Source organism: Aliifodinibius sp. S!AR15-10 (assembly GCF_031569985.1).
Lineage (GTDB): Bacteria > Bacteroidota > Rhodothermia > Balneolales > Balneolaceae > JAMQKA01.
This window is the reverse complement of record NZ_JAMQKA010000036.1, coordinates 27,992-52,611: the sequence shown is the minus strand read 5'-3', so window position 1 is coordinate 52,611 and position 24,620 is coordinate 27,992. Positions and strand designations below refer to the sequence as shown.

20 protein-coding genes are annotated in these 24,620 nt (G+C 46.4%); 16 read left to right on the top strand and 4 right to left on the bottom strand.

Annotation, left to right across the window (positions count from 1 at the left end):
- Positions 1-109: 109 nt before the first annotated feature.
- A complete protein-coding gene (locus NC796_RS19020) occupies positions 110-2,587 on the top strand; it encodes a FlgO family outer membrane protein (protein ID WP_310686738.1) in 2,478 nt (825 codons plus the stop codon).
- A gap of 37 nt (positions 2,588-2,624) precedes the next feature.
- Here NC796_RS19020 and NC796_RS19015 read toward each other — a convergent pair whose 3' ends face one another.
- Both NC796_RS19015 and NC796_RS19010 read right to left on the bottom strand, forming a co-directional pair.
- Positions 2,625-3,701, bottom strand: coding sequence for an ATP-dependent 6-phosphofructokinase (locus NC796_RS19015; protein ID WP_310686737.1), 1,077 nt, complete (start codon positions 3,699-3,701; stop codon positions 2,625-2,627).
- Positions 3,698-4,375 (bottom strand): L-threonylcarbamoyladenylate synthase, encoded by a 678-nt coding sequence (locus NC796_RS19010; protein WP_310686735.1) that lies wholly within the window; start codon positions 4,373-4,375, stop codon positions 3,698-3,700. The genes NC796_RS19015 and NC796_RS19010 overlap by 4 nt, the downstream gene beginning before the upstream one ends.
- 245 nt (positions 4,376-4,620) lie before the next feature.
- Here NC796_RS19010 and NC796_RS19005 point away from each other — a divergent pair, with 245 nt between their 5' ends.
- Positions 4,621-5,322 (top strand): metal-dependent hydrolase, encoded by a 702-nt coding sequence (locus NC796_RS19005; RefSeq protein WP_310686733.1) that lies wholly within the window; start codon positions 4,621-4,623, stop codon positions 5,320-5,322.
- Between the two features lie 159 nt (positions 5,323-5,481).
- Positions 5,482-7,887: a polyphosphate kinase 1 gene (gene ppk1 / locus NC796_RS19000; RefSeq protein ID WP_310686731.1), complete on the top strand. Its 2,406-nt coding sequence runs from the start codon at positions 5,482-5,484 to the stop codon at positions 7,885-7,887.
- Positions 7,888-7,979: 92 nt separating this feature from the next.
- Here the strand turns inward: ppk1 and NC796_RS18995 are convergent, their stop codons facing one another.
- Complete coding sequence (locus NC796_RS18995) at positions 7,980-8,549, bottom strand: DUF420 domain-containing protein (protein WP_310686729.1); 570 nt, start codon at positions 8,547-8,549, stop codon at positions 7,980-7,982.
- Positions 8,550-8,884: 335 nt separating this feature from the next.
- Between NC796_RS18995 and NC796_RS18990 the strand changes: the two genes are divergently transcribed.
- The 12 genes from NC796_RS18990 (at position 8,885) to NC796_RS18935 (ending at position 22,156) form a co-directional block, all read left to right on the top strand.
- On the top strand, positions 8,885-9,532 hold the full coding sequence (locus tag NC796_RS18990) for a cytochrome c3 family protein (protein ID WP_310686728.1): 648 nt from the start codon (positions 8,885-8,887) through the stop codon (positions 9,530-9,532).
- 46 nt (positions 9,533-9,578) lie between these two features.
- Complete coding sequence (locus NC796_RS18985; protein ID WP_310686727.1) at positions 9,579-12,644, top strand: TAT-variant-translocated molybdopterin oxidoreductase; 3,066 nt, start codon at positions 9,579-9,581, stop codon at positions 12,642-12,644.
- Between the two features lie 23 nt (positions 12,645-12,667).
- A complete protein-coding gene (gene nrfD / locus NC796_RS18980; RefSeq protein ID WP_310686725.1) occupies positions 12,668-14,101 on the top strand; it encodes an NrfD/PsrC family molybdoenzyme membrane anchor subunit in 1,434 nt (477 codons plus the stop codon).
- A gap of 12 nt (positions 14,102-14,113) precedes the next feature.
- Complete coding sequence (locus NC796_RS18975; protein ID WP_310686724.1) at positions 14,114-14,659, top strand: DUF3341 domain-containing protein; 546 nt, start codon at positions 14,114-14,116, stop codon at positions 14,657-14,659.
- A gap of 53 nt (positions 14,660-14,712) precedes the next feature.
- Positions 14,713-15,768 (top strand): c-type cytochrome, encoded by a 1,056-nt coding sequence (locus NC796_RS18970; protein WP_310686723.1) that lies wholly within the window; start codon positions 14,713-14,715, stop codon positions 15,766-15,768.
- Positions 15,769-15,785: 17 nt separating this feature from the next.
- The gene (locus NC796_RS18965) at positions 15,786-16,970 is read left to right on the top strand and encodes a hypothetical protein (RefSeq protein ID WP_310686721.1); all 1,185 of its coding nucleotides are present in this window, start codon (positions 15,786-15,788) and stop codon (positions 16,968-16,970) included.
- Between the two features lie 39 nt (positions 16,971-17,009).
- Positions 17,010-17,573, top strand: coding sequence for a hypothetical protein (locus NC796_RS18960; RefSeq protein WP_310686720.1), 564 nt, complete (start codon positions 17,010-17,012; stop codon positions 17,571-17,573).
- Positions 17,548-18,405 (top strand): SCO family protein, encoded by an 858-nt coding sequence (locus NC796_RS18955; RefSeq protein ID WP_310686718.1) that lies wholly within the window; start codon positions 17,548-17,550, stop codon positions 18,403-18,405. The genes NC796_RS18960 and NC796_RS18955 overlap by 26 nt, the downstream gene beginning before the upstream one ends.
- A 1-nt stretch (position 18,406) precedes the next feature.
- Positions 18,407-19,357, top strand: a complete 951-nt coding sequence (gene coxB, locus NC796_RS18950) for a cytochrome c oxidase subunit II (RefSeq protein WP_310686716.1) — start codon at positions 18,407-18,409, stop codon at positions 19,355-19,357.
- A 1-nt stretch (position 19,358) separates the two neighbouring features.
- Positions 19,359-21,113: a cytochrome c oxidase subunit I gene (gene ctaD / locus NC796_RS18945; protein WP_310686714.1), complete on the top strand. Its 1,755-nt coding sequence runs from the start codon at positions 19,359-19,361 to the stop codon at positions 21,111-21,113.
- Positions 21,114-21,178: 65 nt separating this feature from the next.
- Complete coding sequence (locus NC796_RS18940) at positions 21,179-21,823, top strand: cytochrome c oxidase subunit 3 family protein (RefSeq protein WP_310686712.1); 645 nt, start codon at positions 21,179-21,181, stop codon at positions 21,821-21,823.
- A 30-nt stretch (positions 21,824-21,853) separates the two neighbouring features.
- Positions 21,854-22,156, top strand: a complete 303-nt coding sequence (locus NC796_RS18935; RefSeq protein ID WP_310686710.1) for a cytochrome C oxidase subunit IV family protein — start codon at positions 21,854-21,856, stop codon at positions 22,154-22,156.
- A gap of 403 nt (positions 22,157-22,559) precedes the next feature.
- Here NC796_RS18935 and NC796_RS18930 read toward each other — a convergent pair whose 3' ends face one another.
- Positions 22,560-23,498, bottom strand: a complete 939-nt coding sequence (locus NC796_RS18930; RefSeq protein WP_310686709.1) for a COX15/CtaA family protein — start codon at positions 23,496-23,498, stop codon at positions 22,560-22,562.
- A 202-nt stretch (positions 23,499-23,700) separates the two neighbouring features.
- Between NC796_RS18930 and cyoE the strand changes: the two genes are divergently transcribed.
- The gene (gene cyoE / locus NC796_RS18925; RefSeq protein ID WP_310686708.1) at positions 23,701-24,606 is read left to right on the top strand and encodes a heme o synthase; all 906 of its coding nucleotides are present in this window, start codon (positions 23,701-23,703) and stop codon (positions 24,604-24,606) included.
- Positions 24,607-24,620 lie beyond the last annotated feature (14 nt).

The window sequence follows — 24,620 nt, the reverse complement described above, 5'->3', positions numbered from 1 at the left end:
GTAATTACTCTTAAATCGGGCATATTCTCTTCTCCAACTCACTCCTTTCCCAAATTCATTTTAAAAAAGAGATAGCAGTTAGAGCGGATTACAGTTATTTTGGGGAGCTATGAAGCTAGAAAAAATAGACCATTACGACATCCACCAAAAGCTGGGATCCGGTTCGCAGGGCACGGTGTACCTGGCAACGGACACCAAGCTGATGCGGCCGGTGGTGATCAAAATTGTTCACCCGGAACGTGCCTGGGAAAAGCGAGTGCGGCTCAAAATTTTGGAGGAAGCCCGCCTTGCTTCAGCTATTCAGCATCCAAATGTGTGTGCCATTTACGAAGTCAGTGAGTATGAGAAACGACCGTACATGGTGATGCAGCACGTGCCCGGTAAAACACTGAAAGAACTAATACAAAAAGAACCGCTGAACCTGCGTTTTGCCCTGTCCATCGGCATCCAGATTTCGGAGGGACTCGCAGAGGCCCACAAAATGGGGATTCTGCACCGCGACCTGAAGCCCGCGAATATTATGATTACGGAAGCAGGCCTGGTTAAAATCCTTGATTTTGGGCTGGCGCGGCGCCGCAGGGATGAAGAGGAGGAGCCGAAACCGGTGCACGAATCGGAGTTTGGTTTCACCGCCCACCAAAATGGACAGGGATCCCAGACCAACCAGATGGGCACCATCGCCTATATGGCGCCCGAACTTTTTGTTACACGTCGCAGCACGGAGCACTCCGATATTTTTTCACTCGGCGTCATTCTTTATGAAATCATTACCGGCCGGCATCCTTTTTGGGTACCGGAAAGTGCGGGGCAGGGAGGCCTTATTCACCAGATCAAGAACACCGAGCCAATTCGTCCGCAGACGCTCCGTGATGACGTCCCGGAATCGATGCAGAATGTGATACTGAAAGCGCTGGATAAACAACCATCCAACCGGTTCAAGTCGGTGACAGAAATCTATGAGGCGCTCAAAACCATTATGAAGAGTATGGATTTCGAGGTGGGGACTGTTCCGGGCGAACACTCGGCCGTCTTACCAACTCCGGCACCTAAATCCCAATCGGAAAACCGGCAACGTACAAGCCTGTTATCAAAGCTCACGGACTTTTTTGACCAATCCGAAAATAAGGAAGCACCCAAAAACTCCATTGCAGTACTCCCGTTCAAACAGGCGGAAGAAGCCACTAACCAGCAAAACCGGTATTTTGGCCTGGCCATGGCCGATGCCATCGCCAACCGTCTGGCCCAAAATACCTCAGTAAGGGTGCGTCCCCCGGGAGCCTTTTTATCACTGACCAACCGCAACCTGGACGAAATCCAGGTAGGCCACCAGCTGGAATCAGAATATATCCTGACCGGCTCCTATTTCAGGTCTGACGAGGGATTCAACCTCAACTGGCAGCTGTTGGAAGTAGCAGACAAATCAATTGCTGCCGGTAGTACAATCAAAGTGCCTTCTTTTGACTTGGTCAAGGTGCAGAGCGATATCACCGATGAGGTGGAACAGGCACTGTTTAACCTCGAAAACCTGGATATGGAAGAACCCGAGGAAGAATCGGAGTCGCTGCCAGACCAGGTTTCGGAGGAATACCTGGAAGCACGCGCCCTGTTGTCCCGCTTTTTGTGGGGATCGAGCAATCAGCGGGACCTGGAAGAGAGTAAAAAAAAGTTTAAAACCGTATTGCAAAAGGCTCCTGATTTCGCACCCGCCCATGCGGGACTGGGACGCGTACATCTTAATTACGTGGTCAATGGATTTGGGGGACACACGCACTTTATGGCAGCCCAACGCCATCTTGAAAAAGCCCTGGAGATCGACAAAACGAATGTGGAGGCGAAACTACAACGCGCTTACACCTACCTGTGGAGAGGTGAAAAAGAGCAGGCACGGCGGGACATCCAGGTTCTGCTAAAACGAACAAAGCATGATGCCGAAGTCTTCCTTGGTGCTGGTATCATCTTCCAGCTCGATGGTATTTATGATGATGCCCTCCGCCTTTTTGGGATGGCACTGCAAAACAATCCCACTGCTGCCACACAAATATATAATCGACGGGCCCGGGTCTATCACTACATGGGAGAACTGGACAAGGCCTGGCAACAGGTCGAAAAAGGGCTGTCGCTGGAGCCGGACCAATCGCTGTTGCGAACTACCAAAGGCTACCTCTATTTCCGCAACGGGGAATACAAAAAAGCGATTACGATACTGGAGTCCGTTATTAAGAAAGAACCCTCCCGGCGAATGAGCTACCCGACGCTGGCGATGTGCTACGTCAAGAATGGAGATCCGGACAAGGCCGCCGAGTTAATTACCGATGAACTACTGGCGATTTCGGCAACCGATTGTGAGATGGCGTATCGTATGGCGACTTATTGCGTTGTAGAAGGAAACAAATCCGAAGCGCTGCACTGGCTCCGTAAAACGATATACCTAGGATATGAAAACTATCCATGGATTACGTCGAATCCCGCCTGGAGCTCCCTGCATGATCACCCGGAATTCCAAAAAGTAACATCCGACCTAAAACGGGTACACGAAACCAACCGGAATAAGTGGAAAATGTTCATGGAAGATTTTTGGGATAAGTGAGGAAAATAGGTGCAACGCACTTAGAATGTTTAGACGCCTAATCTCCCATGCAGATGCCCACATCGCGAGCAGTCTGTACAATGTCACTGTCCAGTGGCACGTACTTCATTTTACCCGCTACTTCCGACAGTGGGATGGTCGTCAACTTGTTGTCTTGCAAGACCACCAGTTCATTAAAGTCGCCATTCTCAACACAACGAATGGCCGACGCTCCATATCGCATCGAAATGAGTCGGTCATACGTCGTGGGGGATCCTCCGCGCTGCAGGTGGCCAAGGACTACCGAACGTGATTCCTGTCCTGTTCGCTCCGAAAGTTCATGGGCAACTTGGCTGGCAATACCGCCTAGTTGTTCCTGCTGTCCTAAAGTTTTCCCTTTTGTTACAATGTCTCCGCCTTCCGGCTTGGCTCCCTCGGCAACTACAATCATTGTGTAGTTTTTACCCTTGGATCTTCGCTCCTTAATTTTTTCAACGATAGAATCATAGCTGAAGGGTATTTCGGGAATGAGGATGACGTCTGCGGTTGAGGCGAGACCGGAATACAGGGCAATCCATCCGGCATACCGTCCCATCACTTCCACAACCATCAGCCGCTCGTGCGATTCAGCCGTTGTGGTAATTCGGTCGATCGCTTCAGTCGCAATGCTACGGGCGGTGTCAAAACCGAGCGTGACATCGCAGCCCCAAAGATCGTTGTCAATGGTTTTGGGCACGCCCACGATCTTAATGCCTTTCTGTGTTAACTTATGGGCGATGTGCATAGAGCCGTCTCCACCGATGGCCACCAGCGCATCAATATTATATTCATTGAATTTAGCAACCAAGTGGTCGGATACATCTTTCAATCCCTGTGTGCCATCTTCTTTTTCATAAGGCATCTCGAAAGGATTCCCCCTGTTGGCGGTACCTAAAATAGTACCACCCAACAAGGTAATGCCACGGACCGATTCTTCGTCCATTTTTATGAAGGGTTTTTCAGTATAGACCGAGCCATACCCATTTTTTATGCCAAAGACCTCCCACCCCCGCTTCAGTGCAGCAAGGGTAGCAGATCTAATAGCTGCGTTAAGTCCTGGCGCGTCTCCCCCCCCGGTATTGATGGCTATTCTCATTCTGCGGCCACCTCCTCAAGTGGTTCGCCCTGGCTTAAAAACACCTCTTCGACCCTTTCAGCCCCAAGACCACGTCGCAATACTTTAGCCCGTTCTTCTGTCATATCAATAATAGTTGTCTCCTTACTCGGTAGTTCTTGCTGATTGTCAATAATGACATCGACCAATTTTTCAAACTCTCTCAAAAACGGTTCTCTTTCATAGTTCGCTAGTTCCTCGTCACCCAAATTCGGCTTTTTCGCTGTTATGGAGACAAGCGGATTGCCCACTTCCCTGCCGAGTAGTTCACAAATAGGATAATCGGGCACCCGAATACCGACGGTCTTTTTCTTGGGGTGCACCAACAGTTTGGGAACTTCTTTTGTTGCCGGCAAGATAAATGTGAAGGGTCCTGGAATAAGTCGTTTAATCAACTTAAAATTGTGATCAGAGATATGGGCAAACTTGGCAATACCTGACAGGGAATCACACAAAATGGTCAGGTGATCATCATTGTTCATATCACGGATCTCGCGTATTCGCTTAATTCCCTTTTTATTTGTGTATTCACAACCCAGGGCATACTGGCTGTCGGTAGGGAAAAGGGCAATGCTTCCCTGTTTTAGCATATCTGCTATTTCAAAGATTCGTTTTACATGTGGAGTCTCAGGATGGAGTTTAATGCGTTCAGCCATAAAACATACCTCTGTATTTTTTCGATTTAATCTTCAGAGTTGAAATATTTTATATAAGATTCTTAATAAACTCAGAACCTGCAGTCAACAATGGGTTCTGAAACTGTTAAAAAAGAAAAGCTGTTAGTACCCATAAGTTTAAAAGTTAAGAACGATGATATGTGACCAACTGGAACTAATTAATAACATATTGAACTAGGATAGTCAACTAAAATTTGAATAGTAAGCAAAATTACTCATACATCATGGAAACTTCTGTCAATGCTTTTTGGCTGGGACATTCGGCATTCAAATTGGAATCTCCTGAGGGAAATAATATTTACATAGATCCCTTTTTAAAAAATAATCCCACCACCCCGGACGAGTGGAAGGAGCCCGAAGAAGTCGATTTCATACTTCTGACCCACGGTCATGCCGATCATGTCGGCGAAACAATAGATATTGCAAAACAAACAGGCTGCCAAGTCGTATCTATCGTAGAGCTGTCCGGCCTGCTGAAAAAGCATGGATTGCCGGAGGACCAGGCAGTTGAATTTAACAAAGGAGGAACCCTGGATTTTGATGACTTCAGTGTCACACTGGTCTCTGCAAATCACAGCTCATCATACCAGGGGGAATATGCCGGCGATCCGGGAGGGCTGGTAGTAGCCTTTAATGATTTTACTTTTTATCACTTGGGAGATACAAACATTTTTGCCGATCTTGAGCTGTATGGTGAACTTTATAACCCCGACCTTATTGCCGTGCCAATGGGCGATCATTATACGATGGGTCCAGAAGAAGCTGCCTGGGCTGCCGAACTAATTGGTGCCGAATACGCGATACCCATCCACTATGGTACATTTCCGGTGCTGACCGGCTCCCCCAAGGAGTTCAAAAAGTTCACTGAAGATGCCTCCGATACCGAAGTCCTTATACCTCAGGCAGGTGAGAACTTCCTGGAATAGATAAACAGCATCTTATTCTACCGTGCTTCCAACAACGTGGAAGCACGGCTTTACTATATAGGTCAATGTTAAGAAATTACTAAGAATGCGAAGACAGCCATAAAACCCGGCTTAGTTTGTTATATTTACTTTTTATTAAGGGAAAATAAATTTAAAACAGTGTCTAGTTTCAGCACGGAAGAAGTAGCGGTTTGGTTGATTAATCTAATTAAGGACAAAGGTCGTCTCGAAAGAGAGGAAGCGGCAAACTTTGTCGAATCAACTTTCGATTCAGGTTTTATTTCCCAGACTCCCAATGGAAATAAATCGCTAGCCCAGCATCTGCTCAGGGATTTTCGCAGCCTGCGCGACGATTCCATCATATGGAATGCCGGAGAGCAGGCGTGGTTTTTTAAAACCAACGGAGATCAACAGGAAAAAGAGGATTTAGAGAGTATTCCCAGTATCCCAACTGCCGTTGAAGCGCAAGATATTCCAGAAGGAACCTCCAACGTGCATCCCTCACTCTACCTGAACCGTGAGCTGGGATGGATGGATTTTAACTGGCGGGTGTTGTACCAGGCAATGGACCCGCGGACTCCTTTGCTTGAACGCGTTCGGTTTTTGGGTATTACTGCCAGTAACCTGGATGAATTCATCCAAAAACGTGTCGGTGGGTTAAAACGGCAGGAGGCGGCCGGTGTAGATGACCTGAGTCCTGACGGACGCACCCCGGAAACTCAGATAGAATTGCTGCAGCGAAAAATAAATGAAATGCAGCAGAAGATGGCTGAAGTATGGAACCATGAACTGCAGCCGCTGCTGAAAGAAGAGGCCTCAATTCAGATAACTGATTACGCTGAACTCGACAGTGAACAGCAGAATAATCTGGATGAGTACTTCCTGGATCATATCTACCCGACGCTCACTCCTCTTGCGGTCGATCCGGGGCATCCCTTTCCCTTTATTTCAAATCTGAGTTTGTCTCTTGCAGTCAAGCTAAAAAAACCAAATCGCCAGGCTTTTAACTTTGCCCGCGTTAAGATTCCCACCAACCAACCGCGGCTGTTGCGAGTGGCTGGTGGCTCAACCGCATACCACTATGTTCCGATTGAAGAGGTGATACGTAAGAACATCGGCAAATTGTTTCCCGGCATGAAGATAGAAAGCACTTGCCTTTTCCGGGTAACGCGCAATGCCGACCTGCGAAGAAATGAAGAGGAAGCGGAAGATCTGCTGGCGATGATCTCTGAGGAACTCCGGGAACGCCGATTTGCGGAAGTTGTGCGGCTGGAAATTGAGAACAACGTAGATCCAGAAGTCGAAAAACTGCTGAAAAATGAGATACGGCTGGAAGACAGCGACATCCAACATGTTGAAGGTCTGCTTGACCTTACCATGTGTTTCAGCATTGCAAATCTCAACATCCCGGGCAAACGCTATGAGAAATGGAATCCCCCGATACCCAAGCCCCTGTATCATGAGGGGGAAACCGAACAGGAACAAAATATATTTGATATTATCCGCAAGGGCGATATCCTGGTTCATCACCCTTACGAGTCTTTTTCCTCAAGTGTACAACGCCTTATTGAAGAAGCTGCCAACGATCCCGATGTATTGGCGATCAAGCAAACCCTGTATCGCACTTCCGATGACTCCCCGATCGTTAAGTCGCTCATCAAAGCGGCGGAGCAAGGCAAGCAGGTTGCAGTGCTTGTAGAGGTGAAAGCCCGTTTCGACGAGGCCAGTAATATTGAATGGGGAAAAATGCTGGAAAATGCCGGTGTCCACGTAGCTTACGGGCTGGTGGGATTAAAGACACACGCGAAAGTAGCGCTCATTGTACGCCGCGAAGGGGATGAACATATTACATACTGCCATATCGGTACGGGCAACTATCACACGCAAACGGCCGAGATTTATACCGACCTGGGACTTCTGACCAACGACCCGGTGTTATGCCACGATGTGACCAACCTGTTCCACTACCTTACAGGATACGCCCCCGATCAAAAATTTCAGAAACTGATGGTGGCACCGCACAGCCTGCGCACCGATTTCTATAACCTGATAGACTGTGAGACAGAGCTGGCCAAACAAGGAAAAGAGGGCCGGATCATTGCCAAAATGAATGCACTGGATGATGTGGGCATTATCCAGCGGTTGTATGAAGCCTCCCAGGCAGGTGTACAGATTGACCTGATTGTGCGGGGGCACTCCCGGCTGCGTCCGCAACTAAAGGGTTATAGCGATAATATTCGCATTATTAGCATTATTGGCAGGTTCCTCGAGCATGATCGTATCTTCTATTTTGGCAATGATGGAGATCCCAAAATATTTATCGGCAGTGCAGACTGGCGCTCACGCAACCTGAATGAGCGGGTGGAAGCGATAGTCCCGATCACACTGCCGTCGCTGCAGAAGCGTATTATATCTATCTTGAAAAAAGCACTCAATGATAACCGGCTGGCGTGGGACATGCATCCCGATGGCAGTTATACCCAACGTCGTCCGGAAGAGGGACAAAAAGAGAAGAATTTCCATCATATGATGATGAAAAACGCCTGGAAGCGGGCGAGGCGGTGACGGGATATATTTTCTAATTCCCTGCAGTCAAATCAATTTTTAGATTTTCCAGATATTTCCGGTTCCCGGTCTCCGTTGCCCCCGGTTTCCACTTATTGGTTAAAAACCTTCAATATCCCAAAAATAAGCACTCCGGTCACAGAAACATAGAGCCAAACCGGGAGTGTTATTTTTGAATATTTGCGGTGATAGGCAAGCTTTCCAGAAAACGCGAAGTAGAAACTAGTGAGTATGAACGGCACGACAAGGGCCGAAAGTATGATGTGAGTTATTAATATAAAGAAGTAGATCGGGCGAATCAGGCCCTGGCCTTCGAATGGAGTGCTTCCATGAAAATTGTGATAGATAACATAGCTGATCAAAAAAAGTGTGGAGGTAAAAAAAGCCGTCAGCATCAGTTTCATATGCTTTCGAAATTTCCGCTCACGAATCGCTTTGTATCCCAAAACGATTAGAACTGCGCTGGTGGCATTCAGCAATGCATTGAGCGCCGGCAGGCTGGTAATCAGGGTCGAACTGTAATCACTCCCTCCTTTATAATATATGAGCCAAATTAAGAACGCGAACGCAGCACCGCTTATTAATACAATGACACCCAGCGCTTTTACAAGGCTCAAATCTTTTAAAAACTCAAGGGTGAACTCGTTTCCGGGATTTGACATAGGTATTTTTTTGATCGCAAAAATACAAAATATGTAGCTAGTTATTCTACTAAATTCAGCCGAACAAACCGTTTACAGGAACCATTCACTATTCCTGATATTCCGATATTTTTTTTAGGCATTTTCTATAATAGATTTTATCTTAAATTCATTCTCGAAACCGCATTAAAATGAAGGACGGGGACTTTATTTAGATTTGATATAAATACCTTGAAGGTCTCCTCTAGGGTTCTTTAAGACCGATTTTTTCCATACATTCATGCCGACTCGACGACCCGTCGTAATTTTGGTATGACAGAAAAAAAGCAACTGTTAATTCGATTTTCTATTGATTTATGGCTCAGATTTTTCCTAAGTGGGCAGATGAAATTCCAAGGCGGCTTTTAGTAGGGGCAATTGTATTTTTAACAGCGATTGTTGCAGGAGTATGGTACTTCTTCTCCCCGGAATATACTGACGTGGGATACGCACCCCAACAACCTGTTGACTACAGTCACAAAATTCACGCAGGACAGCTGGGGCTGGATTGCCAATATTGCCACACGGAAGTGTTCAATTCCAAGCAGGCAAACGTTCCTCCTACACAGACATGCATGAACTGTCACAGTCAAATTGACTCGCAGCGACCTGAAGAAATTCAAAAAATTCGCGACAGCTGGAACTCCGGTGAACCTATTGAGTGGGTCCGGGTCCATAACTTGCCTGATTATGCATACTTTAGTCACGAAGCCCACGTGAATGTTGGTGTTGGATGCGAATCGTGCCATGGGCGTGTTGACAAAATGGACGTTGTATCGCAGCAAGAGCCGTTGAGTATGAGCTGGTGTCTTGACTGCCACCGAAATCCAGAGCAACATCTGCGTCCCGTTGAAGAAGTAACAACGATGGGTTATCAAGTTGAAAACCAAGTTGAGCTGGGCAAAAAGCTGATTGCCAAGCACAATGTGCATCCACCTACCTATTGCCAGGGATGCCATTATTAATCGTATCAGTTAACGGAATTTATAAACCAAGCAGATATAGCAATCGATGAGCGAAGATGTAACGCAATTAAACGGCGAGGGCAAAAAAGCCAATTACTGGAAAAGCCTGAATCAGCTGGCTAAAAACGACGAGTATAAGAAGTTCGTTGACCGCGAGTTCCCTGAAGAGGCGACCGAATTGACGGACAAAGTATCTCGCCGCAGCTTCCTCCGCGTAATGGGAGCATCTATTGCCTTGGCTGGATTTGCTTCTTGTCGTCGACCAGTTCAAAAAATTCTTCCTTATAGTAATCAACCTGAAGAGGTTATTCCCGGCGAACCGCTCTATTATGCTTCTGCGATGCCGTTTCAGGATGCATTGACAGGCATTGTTGTTGAAAATCACGAAGGGCGCCCGACCAAAATTGAAGGAAATGAGATGCATCCGGCAAGTAGCGGGTCTTCCAGTATCTTCAATCAGGGTGCCATCCTTAATATGTATGATCCTGATCGCTCGCGTTATGTGCGTCGAGATGGGGAACGCTCCTCTTACAACGAATTTCTAAGTTTTTGCAAAGAACATTTCTCTGATACGGACCGAAACATTGCATTCATTTCGGAGGCCAACTCCTCTCCCACCTATAACAGACTGAGGGATCAAGCGCTGGATCAATTTTCTAATGCCCAGTGGGTGACCTATGAGCCCTTTGGCGAAGATAATGCACTTGAAGGAACGAATATTGCGTTTGGCGAACGACTTCGAACCGTCAACCACTTTGACCAAGCTGATGTTATCGTTGCTTTGGATGACGATTTCCTGAATCCGGCCGCCAACAAGAATTCGGTTCAAGATACGCGCAATTACACCCAGGGACGTAAAGTTGAATCCCCTGAGGATAATATGACGCGCTTTTACGCCATTGAGAGCACTTTTTCAATGACGGGCTCCAATGCCGACAACCGGTTGCGTTTGAAATCCAGCGAAATTGAACTCTTTCTATATGCACTGGCAGCAGAACTCTCCGGTTCTGTAGATGGACTTACAGAATTCAGTGGATACAGCAATAAATTTACTGATCACGACTGGATTGGCGCACTAGCTGAAGATCTGCTTGCAAACCAAGGCTCTTCTGTGTTGACCGTTGGTAATGAACACGCGCCCAGCATTCATGCTACAGTGGCGGCCCTCAACCAAGCTCTGGGGAATGCCGGCAATACCGTTACCTATCACGAAGTTCCATACCTGCAGGATCAATACAATAAAGACGCTTTTGAAAGTGTAGTTTCAGATCTGCAGGCTGGTAATATTGATACCGTTGTATTGGTGGGCACAAATCCAGCATTTACAGCACCGGCTGACCTGAATTTTAGCGAAAATCTCCAGAATGCCAATACGGTCATTCATCTGGCTGATTATTATGATGAGACATCAAAACTGGCCAACTGGCATATCAACCGCGCACACTTCCTGGAAGCATGGAGTGATGGCTACTCCTTCACCGGGACGCGGTCCATTGTTCAGCCACAGATTGAGCCCCTCTTTTCCGGCATTAGTGATATTGAATTTTTAAACAGCATTGTAACCTCTGAAAAAACAAAAGGTTACGATCTTGTACAGGAAACATGGAATGAGTTCATTAGTGGAAGCTTCCAGTCAAATTGGGAACGCATTCTCCATGATGGATTGGATGAAGAAGCTACATTCCCACAGGCCTCAGTAGATATCAGCTCTGATTTCCAGGCCAGTGTCAGTGGCTTTTTGAATCGCGCCTCCGAAACTAGTGAAATGGAGGTCGTTATCCGGCCGGATTCCAAGCTTTATGATGGGCGCTATGCCAACAACGGCTGGCTGCAAGAGTTGCCGGATCCCATGACCAAGATTACCTGGGATAATGTGGCCCTGATGAGTAAAGCCACCGCTGAAAAACTTGGCATACAACAAGCAGGACTGGGTGTAGCAGAAGTTGAAAAAGTTTCTATAACAATTGATGGAACCACGGTTGAGATTCCTGCCTGGGTTCAACCGGGTCACGCCGACGACAGCATCACGATAACTGTCGGTTATGGCCGTGAAGGAATTGGGAAAGTAGCCAACCAAACAGGCATCGATACCTATCCGTTGCGTAAAACGGGATCTATGCTTTATGCTACTGATGTTTCCGTTGAAAATGCAGGGGGAGCATACGAAATAGCCTGTACGCAGGACCACAACAGCATGGAGGGTCGTTCTCTACTCCGCCATGCCACCCTGCAGGAATATCGCGAGGAACCAGAGTTCGCCTCCTATGAATCTTCTTATGAAGCTGAACTCCCCGGGGAATCGTATGCAGAAGAAAAGGGCAGCGATCGCCCGATGACGCTTTTCGACTCCCAGGATGATGAAGAATATCCTGATTACGAGCCGCAATGGGGTATGACCATTGACTTGAACTCGTGCATCGGTTGTGGTGCTTGTACCGTGGCCTGCCAGGCGGAAAACAATATCCCTGTTGTTGGGAAACGAGAGGTAAGCAACGGTCGCGAGATGCACTGGATTCGTAATGACCGCTACTTTGAAGGCGATGTTGACGATCCGCAAGCGCTGCACCAGCCGGTTCCGTGTATGCACTGTGAGCTGGCGCCCTGTGAGCAGGTTTGTCCGGTAGCGGCTACAACACACAGCGATGACGGCATGAACCAAATGACCTACAACCGCTGCATCGGTACTCGTTACTGTGCCAACAACTGTCCATACAAGGTTCGTCGATTCAATTTCTTCAACTACACCAAAGAGTATTTGACGACCGGAGATGATCCCGAAGTTGTTCAAATGGCGATGAATCCGGATGTGACTGTACGCTTCCGTGGAGTGATGGAAAAATGCACCTACTGCGTACAGCGTGTGAACAAGGCGAAAATCGAAGCCAAAAAAGAAACGGGATCACCTAAGCCAGAAGATGGAGCCGTCCAGACTGCTTGTCAGCAGGCTTGCCCAGCCAAGGCTATTGAATTTGGCGATCTGACGGATGATAATAGCAAAGTTGTTGAAGCGAAGAGCAACGAGCGCAATTATCTCCTGCTTGAAGAGGTCAACACCCGGCCCAGAACGTCTTACCTGGCGAAACTGAGAAATCCGAATCCCAAATTGGCATAACACGAAATCTCTTTTCATATAAAATGAGTAAATCTTACGAATACGTACCAGAACCCGCGCTTGTAAAAGGTGATCACTCCTTTTCCAGTATCACCGATATGATTGCCAAAACGCCGCTTTCCCCGGCTCCCAAGCTGTGGTACCTCGCATTCGGACTTGCAAACCTGCTGCTTATCGTCATGTTGGGTGCTGTCGGGTACCTGATCTGGGAAGGAACCGGTATCTGGGGTCTCAATAACCCGGCCGGATGGGGTTGGGCTATTATTAACTTCGTATGGTGGGTTGGTATTGGTCACGCAGGGACTCTTATTTCTGCTATTCTCTTCCTGTTCAGACAGGGCTGGCGAACTGCCATTAACCGTTTTGCGGAGGCTATGACCATTTTTGCCGTGATGTGTGCGGGCCTGTTCCCTGCTATTCACGTTGGTCGTATCTGGGTTATCTACTGGGTGTTCCCGGTTCCAAACCAGATGGCGGCTTGGCCGAACTTCAGTAGTCCACTTCTATGGGACGTATTTGCGGTAAGTACTTATTTCACTGTTTCTCTTCTCTTCTGGTACGTTGGGCTTATTCCCGATTTTGCTACACTTCGGGACAAAGCCAAGAGCAAAGTTGCCAAAATATCTTATGGTATCGCCTCACTTGGCTGGACGGGTAGTTTCCGCCACTGGTGGAATTACGAAAAAGCCTATATGATCCTGGCCGGACTGGCAACGCCCCTGGTTCTTTCTGTTCACACTATTGTATCGTTTGACTTCGCCGTTTCTGTAATCCCCGGGTGGCACAGTACAATTTTCCCACCCTATTTTGTTGCCGGTGCTATTTATTCCGGCTTTGCCATGGTATTAACCCTGATGCTTATTGCCAGAAAAATTTATGGCCTTGAGGATATCATGAACATCGATATCATGGAGAAAATGAATATCGTGATGATGGTGACCGGTAACCTGGTCGCTTTTGCCTACCTTATGGAGGGCTTTGTTGCCTGGTACAGCGGCTATATCTATGAACAAGGAATTTTCTGGTTATATGCCACAGGTCCTTATGCATGGGGCTTCTATATCTTGATGTTCTGTAACGTTATAACCCCGCAGTTCCTGTGGAGCAAATATATTCGTCGTAATGTTGCGCTCACCTTTATCATCTCTATCATTGTGAATGTAGGGATGTGGTTTGAACGGTTTATAATTGCTGTAGCATCCCTGGCAACCGACTTTATGCCTTCTAACTGGGATTACTATTCCCCCACCCTCTGGGATATCCTGACGTACCTGGGAACATTTGGTCTCTTTTTTACCATGTTCCTGCTGTTCCTGCGATTCCTCCCGATGGTGGCTATTGCAGAAGTTAAAGGCGTGATGCCACAGGCTGATCCTCACAACTACGACGACGAGACCAAAGAATTTATCGAATCAAAAGCTAAACCAGTGGTTCCGGAACAAGCGGAAACTGTTTAGAACAGAACAAGTATGAGTACGAATAACAAAAATATTTACGGCGTTCTAGCCGAATTCCAAAACCCGAAAGAGCTGATTGATGCAGCAGAAGCTGTTGAAAAGTCGGGCTACGAAAAGTTTGACACCTATGCTCCCTTCCCTATTCACGGGATGGAAAAAGCGATGGGAATTAAAAAGTCCTTCCTTGGATGGATTGTCTTTGGCGGGGCACTAGTAGGTTTTTTGGGTGCAATCACTCTTATGGTATGGGTTATGGGGTACGAGTATCCCATGAACATCAGTGGTAAACCATATATTAATCTACCTGTTATGGTCCCTATTACCTTTGAGCTTACCGTACTGTTGTCGGCATTTGCCGCCACCTTTGGTATGATCGCCCTTAACAAGCTACCTCGCTTGCATAATCCGCTGTTTAACTCCGAACGATTTGAAAAAGCGACGGATGACGGCTTCTTCGTATGCATTGAAGCCACTGACGATCTTTTTGATGAGGAAAAAGCAAACAAATTGTTTAGCGATGCCGGGGCAACCCACATCGAGACTATTTACGACGAGTAGTTAAAGTAGGTATCTAAAATATCTTATAAGAAAATTCTGAATTGATACTCAATATGAAAGAAGGACCCAAAGTCTCAGAATCATCTGCCGTTGTTTCCCGTGCAAAGGGAAATAGTGGATTTCGCATGTTCCTGGAATCATCCAAGATTCTGGCCATCTTGATTGTAGTACTGTTTCTAGGTGCTTGTCGCGGACAGCGATTTGAGCAAGAGCCTGTTCATCCCAACATGAATATGGACCAGCAAGAACGCTTTGAAGCACAGGAGCAGAATTCTTTCTTTGCTGACAATCGCTCAATGCGTCAACCAGTTGAAGGGACGATCTCACGTGGAAATCTCCGGCAGGATCCCGTTTTCTACCAGGGTATCAATGAAGACAGCTCTTTTGTATCAGAAATTCCTGTTGAGGTAGACAAGGCGTTTCTCTACCGGGGACAAAATGGTTATGAGGTTTACTGTACTCCCTGTCACGGCAAAGTTGGGGACGGCCAAGGTATCGTCATGACTGGTCAATATGGATTTGTTCCAGCTCCCACATTCCACCAAGAGCGGCTAAGAAATGTAGAAAACGGCTATCTCTATTCGGTAATTGCCAACGGCATCCGGAATATGCCTGCATACGCGCATCAAATTAAAGTACAAGATCGATGGGCAATTGTGGCTTATATCAGAGCCCTGCAACGTAGCCAGTATGTTCCTGAGGAAGATATCCAGGAGTACGATGTTGACTTGGCCAGTTTGCAGAGTGATTTTGCAGATCAGCAAAAGAAAGAGCAGGCACAACAAGAAGCTGCTGCAGCTGCGGGTGGAGACGTCTCTGCTGCTCGTGGTGAAGAGCTTTATGTAGCCAACGGCTGCCAGGCCTGCCACTCTCGTGACGGCTCTGACGGAATTGGACCCACTCATCAAGGTGTCATGGGTCGCACTGAACAGCTTGCCGATGGTTCTTCCATAACTGTTGATGAAGAATACCTGAGGGAATCTATTGTCAATCCATCAGCAAAGATTGTTGAAGGCTACGACCCGGTTATGGCGCCATACAGCTATTTAAGCGATTCTGAGATCCAATCACTCATCGAATACCTGAAAACATTAAGTGATAACCAGTAAGAACTTCTGAAAATAACATGAGCAAGCCCAAAATTACAGACAAACTGGAGTTTTCATCCGATCAGAACTTAACTAATGCTCTGTTTGGGGTTGGTATTGTAGGACTCCTGGCCAGCGGTGTGGGATATTTCCTTAATCACGACCAGTTTTTCTTCTCATACCTCGTTAGCTTCACGTTTTTCTCAAGTCTCGCTCTGGGAAGCCTCTTTTTTGTCATGCTTCAGCATATTACACGTTCCGAATGGAGCGTTGTTATTCGACGTATTCCGGAAGCGATCTCATCCAACTTGTATATCTGGGCTCTTTTCTTGATTCCCATCTTATTTGGGATGCACTCACTGTATCACTGGACACACGCAGACGCTGTAGCGCATGATCCCATACTTCAGGTAAAAGTGCCGTATCTCAATGTCCCCTTTTATATTGTTCGACAAGTTATCTACTTCGGCCTTTGGGGTTTTCTGGGGTACCGGCTGTATAAAAATTCTGTAAAAATGGATAAAACCGGTGACTGGGGTCTTCAAACGCTATTGAGAAGAACTAGTGGTCCCGGAATTTTCTTTTTTGCTATTACCCTTGCTTTTGCATCATTTGACTGGCTTATGGCTCTTGATCCCCACTGGTATTCCACAATTTTTGGGGTCTACTATTTTGCAATGAGCTTCCAGGGATTGTTTGCTTTCTTTATTCTGCTCGTTTTCTTCCTTTGGAAAAAAGGAATACTGACCGATACCATCCAGGAAAGTCATATCTATGACCTTGGCGTTCAAATGTTTGGATTCACAATATTTTATGCGTACATCGCTTTCAGCCAGTTTCTGCTCATTTATTATGCTTCAATTCCTGAAGAAACACTCTGGTATTTGCACCGCTTCGAGGGTGGCTATGAGTACTTGGCCTGGATAATACTATTGGGACGATTTGTTATTCCTTTTGTTGTATTGCTCAACAAGAATGCAAAAACCAACTACACGGTTGTTATGAGTGTGTCGATACTGATTTTGGTGACACACTTTATAGAGCTCTACTGGATCGCCATGCCGGTATTGCATGAACATGGCATTCACTTCAATTGGCTGGACGTAACGACATTCCTTGGATTGGGCGGAATATTCTTTGGACTGTTCTTCCGCCGATTTAAGCAGCAAAAAATGATACCAGTCAACGACCCAAAACTGGAAAAATCGTTACGTAAGCATTAATTGGGATAAACGTTTTTGGAAGTCAAATAACTGATTGATATGTCGAAAGAAGACCAAACATACAGCGCCGAATTTAAAACGAAGGTTGCTAAAGCGGCAATTGACCAGGGGAAAAAGAACCTGGATAGCCTGTCTGAAAAATATGAAGTGCCAGTTTCCACGATTCTCACCTGGGCTGTCCGGCTCGAGAAACATGCAGACGCTGAATCAGCATTTGAAAGCAGTGAAGAAGTGGATACTGCGGATGAACATATCAGCGACCACGAAGATGTAGAGGTGGAGGTTTCCGACAAACAAATTGCAGACTCTCTGCAACATGGCGTTATGTTTGACAGGCTCAACATTCGCCGCCTGATGTTTTGGAGTGTCCTGGGAACCGTGCTTGTAGTCCTTTTTGTCTTTGCCCTGCGCGAAATGTACCAATACAACAGACTTATATCTGAAGAAACGGCACTAGGCAGCACGGAATATTATGAGGTAAATCAGCAAAAGCGACAGGCAACTGAAACGTTAAATACCTTCGGAGTTGTTGATTTGGAGAACGGTATCTATAGAATTCCAATCGACAGTGCTATTAATGAAATGGCAGAAGGTCAACAATAGAATTTTTATCTCTGCAACGCAATTTTTGCTTGTAGGGTGCTTGTTATTGCTACCGGCAGCATCATTTGCACAACTGAATAATAAAAAGCCGGCAAATGTCCAGAATGTTGAAATTGTAGAGCATTTGGGAGACACCATCCCGCTTGATCTGAAGTTTGCGACATCTGCCGGTGATTCTGTTACCATCAGGCAGTTAATGAAAAATGACAAGCCGGTTATTCTGAACCCGGTCTATTACCACTGCCCGATGTTGTGCAGTATGGTAACCGATGCGATCTATTCCGGGATTCAAGATATAAAATGGAATCTCGGCAACGAGTTTGAGATCATAACGTTTAGTTTTGATCCCAATGAGCATCCGCAGCTGGCTGACTCGACCAAGCAGGTTTATATCGATAGGCTTGGCAAGGACAAGGTGGGTGACGGCTGGCATTTTTTAACCGGAAGACAGCAAGCTATTGAAAAATTGACGAATGCCGTTGGTTTCCAATATGAAAAAGTGGAACGCAACGGCCAGTATGCACACAGTGCTGCTATTATCTTTCTCAGCCCAAAAGGAACCATCACCAGATACCTCTATGGTATTAAGTTTAATGAGTTCCAGGTAAGAAATGGATTATATGATGCGGCTGACGGGGAAATTGGCAGTACCGTAGACAAGATTGTGATGTATTGCTATCAATATGATCCGAGTTCCAACAGTTATGTACCAGTTGCCTGGCGTATTATGCAGCTTGGCGGCTTGGCAACATTTTTAATTCTGGGTATATTCCTCGGTTTATTGTGGCTGAAAGAAAAAGGCTCTAACAACGACAGGAAGTTAAACGATTAGAATGGATTTATTTAAAGATCTCTTATTACCTCCCGCAAAATCGACGGTAGCTGACAATTACGATCAGCTCTTTGAGTTTGTGCACATGAGCAGCCTGCTTTTGACAATCGCTGTTCTTGCTGCCATTATCTATTTCATCATCAAGTATCGGCGTAAATCCGAGAATGAAGTGACCCCTGTGATCACGCATAACAATGCTCTCGAGATTACCTGGTCGGTCGTACCGCTGGTTCTGGTACTTTTTATTTTTGGATGGGGATTCCAGGTCTTCCTGGATATGACCTCTCCCCCTGATGATGCCTACGAAGTGCAAGTAACCGCACAAAAGTGGCTATGGAGATTTCAATACGAAAATGGGGCATCTTCAACCGGAGAACTACATGTTCCCGCTGATCGACCGGTTCGATTGGTTATGAGTTCCAATGACGTAATTCACTCCTTCTTTGTGCCTGATTACCGCATCAAACAGGATGTCGTGCCAGGCCGATATACATCCGTTTGGTTTAACGCCCCTGAAACTGGAGAATCTACGATCTTTTGTACCGAATACTGCGGGACCGATCACTCGAATATGACCGGTAGTGTGGTTGTCCATGAGGAAGATGAATTTGAAACATGGCTGGCCGAAAATGCCGGTGGAGGCACAAAACCTGATGATTTAACACCTGCTGAATGGGGAGAACAACTGGTGCAGGAAAACGCTTGTAACACCTGTCACTCCACTGACGGTACTGAATTGACAGGTCCCACCTGGCAAGGCAAGTTCGGCAGTGAAGAGCCTTTGAGCGACGGATCGACTGTAACAGTTGATGAAAACTACCTCAGAGAATCTATTCTGCAACCGGGTGCTCACATTGTACAGGGATATGATAATGTGATGCCTCCTTATCAGGGCGTGCTCTCGGATGAACAGATTAATGCAATTATCGAATACATAAAAACACTGAAGTAACATGGCAACGGCAGAAGCAAGCTCCGGTTCTAATACCAAAAAACTACAGGTTCGCCGGTATAAGCCGGATGAACGAGCAGAAAAGAATTATATTAACATTACAAAAGGCATATGGTCATGGCTGACAACGCTGGATCATAAGCGAATTGGTTTGCTGTACCTGGCAGGCATCTCTCTCTTCTTTGCGGTCGGTGGAATCCTTGCACTGTTAGTGCGGATGGAACTTTGGACACCGGGTCCAACACTCGGTTTCCTCACAGCAGATGGATACAACCAGATGTTCACCCTGCACGGGGCTATTATGATTTTCCTGTTCCTTGTGCCCTCGGTGCCCGCTGTACTGGGTAACTTTATTATGCCTATACAGCTTGGAGCCAAGGACGTGGCTTTTCCCAGGCTCAACCTGATGAGCTGGTATCTTTACATGATAGGAGCAATCGGGACGGTCTATGTTATCATTGCCGGCGGCATCGACACCGGCTGGACCTTCTATACGCCCTACTCCTCGTCAACGGGCGGTGCGGTGACGGCGATGACGTTTGGCGTCTTTATTATTGGATTCTCATCGATTCTCACTGGTGTTAACTTTATTACGACTATCCACAAAATGCGGGCTCCAGGGCTCACCTGGGGTAAGTTACCGCTGTTCTGCTGGGGGCTCTATGCCACAAGCATTATCCAAATTCTTGCGACGCCGGTATTAGCGATTACCCTTCTTCTGGTTGGAATGGAACGAATCCTGGGTGTTGGAATCTTTGATCCCGCACTGGGCGGTGACCCTGTGCTCTACCAGCACTTTTTCTGGTTCTACTCCCACCCTGCCGTTTACATTATGATTGTTCCTGGCTTTGGTATTGTTTCTGAAGTGGTATCGACCTTCTCAAAGAAAACTGTTTTTGGGTACTGGGCTATTGCACTTTCTTCACTGGCGATCGCCTTTATCGGCTTCCTGGTTTGGGGACACCACATGTTCACTTCCGGTCAGGCTTCATTGGCCTCAACTATTTTCTCATTCCTTACCTTCCTTGTTGGTATTCCTACCGGCATTAAGATGTTCAACTGGCTTGCTACCATGCACAAGGGATCGATATCGCTACAAACCCCACTGTTATATGTGTTAGGATTTTTCTTCCTGTTCTTAATTGGTGGTTTGACGGGAATTGTACTGGCTACCATAGCCCTCGATATTCACCTGCACGATACCTACTATGTCGTTGCACACTTCCACTTTGTAATGGTCGGTGGTATGGTGATGGCGTTCCTGGCCGGCCTGCACTACTGGTGGCCCAAAATGTTTGGAAAAATGTACAACGAGACCCTGGCAAAAATTGCCTGTGGACTTATCCTGCTCGGATTTAACGTCACCTTCCTGCCCCAGTTCGTTATGGGAGCGCAAGGAATGCCGCGACGTTATTACAACTATCTCGAACAGTTCACTGCCTACCACCAGGTTTCAACCGTGGGAGCATTCATCCTCGGTGCCGGATTCTTTCTCGTACTTATCTATCTGACCCATTCTCTTATCAAAGGGAAAAAAGCGGGAGCTAATCCGTGGAATAGTCGCGCTATGGAATGGCAAATTGCCTCCCCCGCACCGCCTCATAACTTTGAGCACACTCCAGTGGTCATCCACGGTCCGTACGACTACCACCAGCCCATGGAAGATTTCCAACTGGGACTCATTCAAAATGGACACTCTGCGCATCATGGTGTGGAGGTTCAGTCAGATTCTGAAGAAGTAGAAGCTGAAGAGTAAAAGGAATTGAAACAACGGCAATTGCCAGAACAAAGATTTAACAACTTAGAAAACAAACAATAATCATGGCGAATCACTCAACAGCAAGCCACGTTCAACATCACTTTGTTGACAGCGAGCAGCAATTTGATTCAGCAAAGATGGGAATGTGGATCTTTTTGGTAACTGAGATCCTCTTTTTCGGTGGATTATTTGCTGCATATATCATTTACCGGGCATGGTACCCCGAACTGTATACAATGGCATCTGAAGAACTGGACACACTATGGGGTGGGGTAAACACTATCGTACTCATCGGTAGTAGTCTTACTGTTGCCATGGCCATTAAATCAGCCCAGCTGAATCAAAAGAAGGGGATTATCATCAACCTGGGTATTACCATCGCCCTGGCATGTGTATTTATGGTGATCAAGTATTTTGAATATACACATAAATTCCACCTTGGGATCTTTCCCGGTGAATTTTACACCTATGAAGGTATTGATCATCCCAAGGCAAATATCTTTTTCAGTTTATACTACATGATGACCGGTTTGCACGGTATTCACGTACTAGTAGGAATTGGATTAATGATATGGTTGCTTATCAAGGCTTCCAAAGGGGCTTTTCACAGTGAGTACTACACTCCTGTTGAGATCACCGGGCTCTACTGGCACCTGGTCGACATCATCTGGATTTTCCTTTTCCCATTGTTCTACTTAATTGACTGATTACTGATAACTCAAAACGATTTTTAATCCATGAGCGGACATCACATATCAACGGATAAAACATTACTCTCAGTAGCGGGAGCACTTTTTGTATTGACAGTATTAACAGTTGCTGTCCACTACCTTGCGCTACCCCACCCATGGTCTATTTTCGTAGCTATGATCGTGGCTGTGATGAAGGCTAGCCTGGTAGCACTCTTCTTTATGAACCTCTACTGGGATGCGAAGTTCAACTCCATGCTATTTGTGGCATCCATACTATTTCTCGCGCTCTTGGTGGGACTTTCCATGCTTGATACGCTCTTCCGGGTTGACCCCGTTCCAGGATTCTAGATAGATCTGTTTTAATAGTTTAAAAGGTAGCTTTCGCTTGGAAGCTGCCTTTTGTGTTGGCGTGAAATATCCCCCACTTTGTTAATTGGCCACAAAAGTCCAGCCGCCGATAGAAAAGTTCTACCAGTTAATTGTGAAAAATAGCTACGATATTTTTTAGAAGTTCAACCTCCCTAAACCCCTCGTCTCCAAGAAGGACTTTGGGGGGATATGGGCTTCAAGTGCTATCGTTGACACCACATGGTTCAAAGAGTTCCTCACCAACAGCAGTCGGTGCAGGCTCTTGGAGAAAGAGGACAGGAGGATTGACCGCACGATTTGAAAATTCATAGCTCAAACTGAGCTTGCTACTGGCATACACTTAGTCATATAAAAATCAGTACCTCTGACTACAAGATTCTTCTCATATCTGCCGTATATCCCTCATACCTTTCCACAAGACGAGTAAAAATAAAACTTCCGCACAGATCAGAAAGGCAACACCTACAAGGTGAAAAACCTGGTAAACAGGCGGCATTCCCAGATAATATAATCCTGTACCCACCAGTATTTGGAAAAGAATCAGTCCAAAAATGGATAACCCTAACTTATTAACCAGTTTTGATTCACTTCTCCATTTAGAGAAATAAAGTACAACACCTCCCAAAATGAATAGAGCCCACGAGAAGCTCCTGTGTATTTCATCGGTAAATCCGACCTGCTGAATCCAAAGCTGCCGTGGCGGGGGGTTCACACTATTCTTGATAATATCAATTGCCTCCCGCACCTGAGTACCCAGCACCAGCTGCACCATTGTCAATACCAGCAGTCCTAGCCCGGACCAAAAAAGGATTTTCTGAATTTTGGGTTTAACCTTAATTTTCAAATCAGTACTTGTGGCTTTAAACACAGCATAGAGTAGTACAGTCATTATGATCATAGCCAAGACCATGTGGAGCGAAATGAGCCACTCATCAAGTCCTGTCATCACGACCTGTCCCCCTAGCCAACCCTGGACCAGAACCAGCACGAAGGCCGCCGCTGAACTATAAAACACATGCGGTTCTTTTTTTCTGTATTGGAATGAAAGTAAAAATGTAGCCGTAATTAGCAGCCCAATGACAACCCCTACCAATCGATTGAGGTACTCTGTCCAGGTTTTAAAGACATTAAACTGAGAGGCATCGAATTGGGAGGGGAGCTCGGCCACACTGGTAGGGGGAATCCACATCCCGAAGCATTTGGGCCAGTCGGGACATCCCAGGCCGGCCCCGGCGGCTCGCACCAGCCCCCCCACAAAGATTAAGAAAATAGTGGCACCAACAGTTGTTATTGCGGTCTTTTGGTAGGTATTAAATTTCATTTCTCTGTTTTGCTATTCTATACTTTTGGGGACTACGCCTCATTCACATTCATACAGTAACAGGACAACAATTATACTCATTTTGAGTTCCCAAAGTGAAATATTCGTCTCGAAATTCCTGCTCTTCAAACCAAGCCAATTCAGGTAACAATTCAACAAATTATTCCCTAAATTTGAGCCGTTATAAAACCTGAAATTCCGCATGAAGTTACATACCGAAACAACCCTTTCAAAATGGCTTGATACTGAGACCCTGGCAGCTTACTACGAGTTGACTAAACCCGGTATCACATTTACTGTACTGGCCAGCATGCTGATCGGTTTTCTATTGGGATCCGGCAGTAATATTGATTTTATACTCATGGCTCACGCTGCGCTTGGGACGTGGCTGATAGCCTCTGGGACTGCGGCTCATAACCAGTTCCTTGAATGGCGGTTAGACGGCCAAATGAAGCGCACCCAAACACGTCCCCTGCCCTCCAGCAAAGTCACCCCGAAACAGAGTATGGCATTTTCTCTGGTTTTGATATTTGCAGGGTCTGCTTATATGATATTTATGGTCAATCTGCTGGCAGGATTAATCTCTATAGCGACTACTGTCATATACCTGGGGGCATATACCCCCATGAAGCGTGTATCAGCTGTAAACGTGTTTATCGGGGCTATACCAGGTGCATTACCACCAGTTGGCGGATGGGCTGCCGCCGTGGGACACTTGGGCCATGCCGGTATGTGGGCACTGTTTGCAATCGTGTTTTTGTGGCAGGTACCTCATGTCATGGCCATCGCCTGGGTATGCAAAGATGACTACCGGAATGCAGGGTTTCGTATGCTACCCAGAAATGATGAGAATGGCACGAAGGCCGTTCTACTCATCCTTGGTTGCCTCCTGTTGCTGCTACCCGCCACATGGGCCCTATATGCCGTTGAATTAAGCGGAATCACCTATCTTATTGGCGGGATGTTGTGTGCTGTCGCATTTCTCTGGTATGGCATTCGTTTCAGCTTAGACCGCACCAAGGAGAAGGCAAAAAAATTGATGTTTGCCTCATTCTTTTACCTACCGGCTGTTTGGGCTATCATATTCATTGACCAGTTGATCCAGTAAAATTGGATAACATC

Excerpts from the sequence above, each read along its gene's own strand:
- NC796_RS19020 (WP_310686738.1), top strand. The coding sequence starts at position 110 with ATGAAGCTAGAAAAAATAGACCATTACGACATCCACCAAAAGCTGGGA.
- NC796_RS19015 (WP_310686737.1), bottom strand. The coding sequence starts at position 3,701 with ATGAGAATAGCCATCAATACCGGGGGGGGAGACGCGCCAGGACTTAAC.
- NC796_RS19010 (WP_310686735.1), bottom strand. The coding sequence starts at position 4,375 with ATGGCTGAACGCATTAAACTCCATCCTGAGACTCCACATGTAAAACGA.
- NC796_RS19005 (WP_310686733.1), top strand. The coding sequence starts at position 4,621 with ATGGAAACTTCTGTCAATGCTTTTTGGCTGGGACATTCGGCATTCAAA.
- NC796_RS18995 (WP_310686729.1), bottom strand. The coding sequence starts at position 8,549 with ATGTCAAATCCCGGAAACGAGTTCACCCTTGAGTTTTTAAAAGATTTG.
- NC796_RS18990 (WP_310686728.1), top strand. The coding sequence starts at position 8,885 with ATGGCTCAGATTTTTCCTAAGTGGGCAGATGAAATTCCAAGGCGGCTT.
- NC796_RS18985 (WP_310686727.1), top strand. The coding sequence starts at position 9,579 with ATGAGCGAAGATGTAACGCAATTAAACGGCGAGGGCAAAAAAGCCAAT.
- nrfD (WP_310686725.1), top strand. The coding sequence starts at position 12,668 with ATGAGTAAATCTTACGAATACGTACCAGAACCCGCGCTTGTAAAAGGT.
- NC796_RS18975 (WP_310686724.1), top strand. The coding sequence starts at position 14,114 with ATGAGTACGAATAACAAAAATATTTACGGCGTTCTAGCCGAATTCCAA.
- NC796_RS18970 (WP_310686723.1), top strand. The coding sequence starts at position 14,713 with ATGAAAGAAGGACCCAAAGTCTCAGAATCATCTGCCGTTGTTTCCCGT.
- NC796_RS18965 (WP_310686721.1), top strand. The coding sequence starts at position 15,786 with ATGAGCAAGCCCAAAATTACAGACAAACTGGAGTTTTCATCCGATCAG.
- NC796_RS18960 (WP_310686720.1), top strand. The coding sequence starts at position 17,010 with ATGTCGAAAGAAGACCAAACATACAGCGCCGAATTTAAAACGAAGGTT.
- NC796_RS18955 (WP_310686718.1), top strand. The coding sequence starts at position 17,548 with ATGAAATGGCAGAAGGTCAACAATAGAATTTTTATCTCTGCAACGCAA.
- coxB (WP_310686716.1), top strand. The coding sequence starts at position 18,407 with ATGGATTTATTTAAAGATCTCTTATTACCTCCCGCAAAATCGACGGTA.
- ctaD (WP_310686714.1), top strand. The coding sequence starts at position 19,359 with ATGGCAACGGCAGAAGCAAGCTCCGGTTCTAATACCAAAAAACTACAG.
- NC796_RS18940 (WP_310686712.1), top strand. The coding sequence starts at position 21,179 with ATGGCGAATCACTCAACAGCAAGCCACGTTCAACATCACTTTGTTGAC.
- NC796_RS18935 (WP_310686710.1), top strand. The coding sequence starts at position 21,854 with ATGAGCGGACATCACATATCAACGGATAAAACATTACTCTCAGTAGCG.
- NC796_RS18930 (WP_310686709.1), bottom strand. The coding sequence starts at position 23,498 with ATGAAATTTAATACCTACCAAAAGACCGCAATAACAACTGTTGGTGCC.
- cyoE (WP_310686708.1), top strand. The coding sequence starts at position 23,701 with ATGAAGTTACATACCGAAACAACCCTTTCAAAATGGCTTGATACTGAG.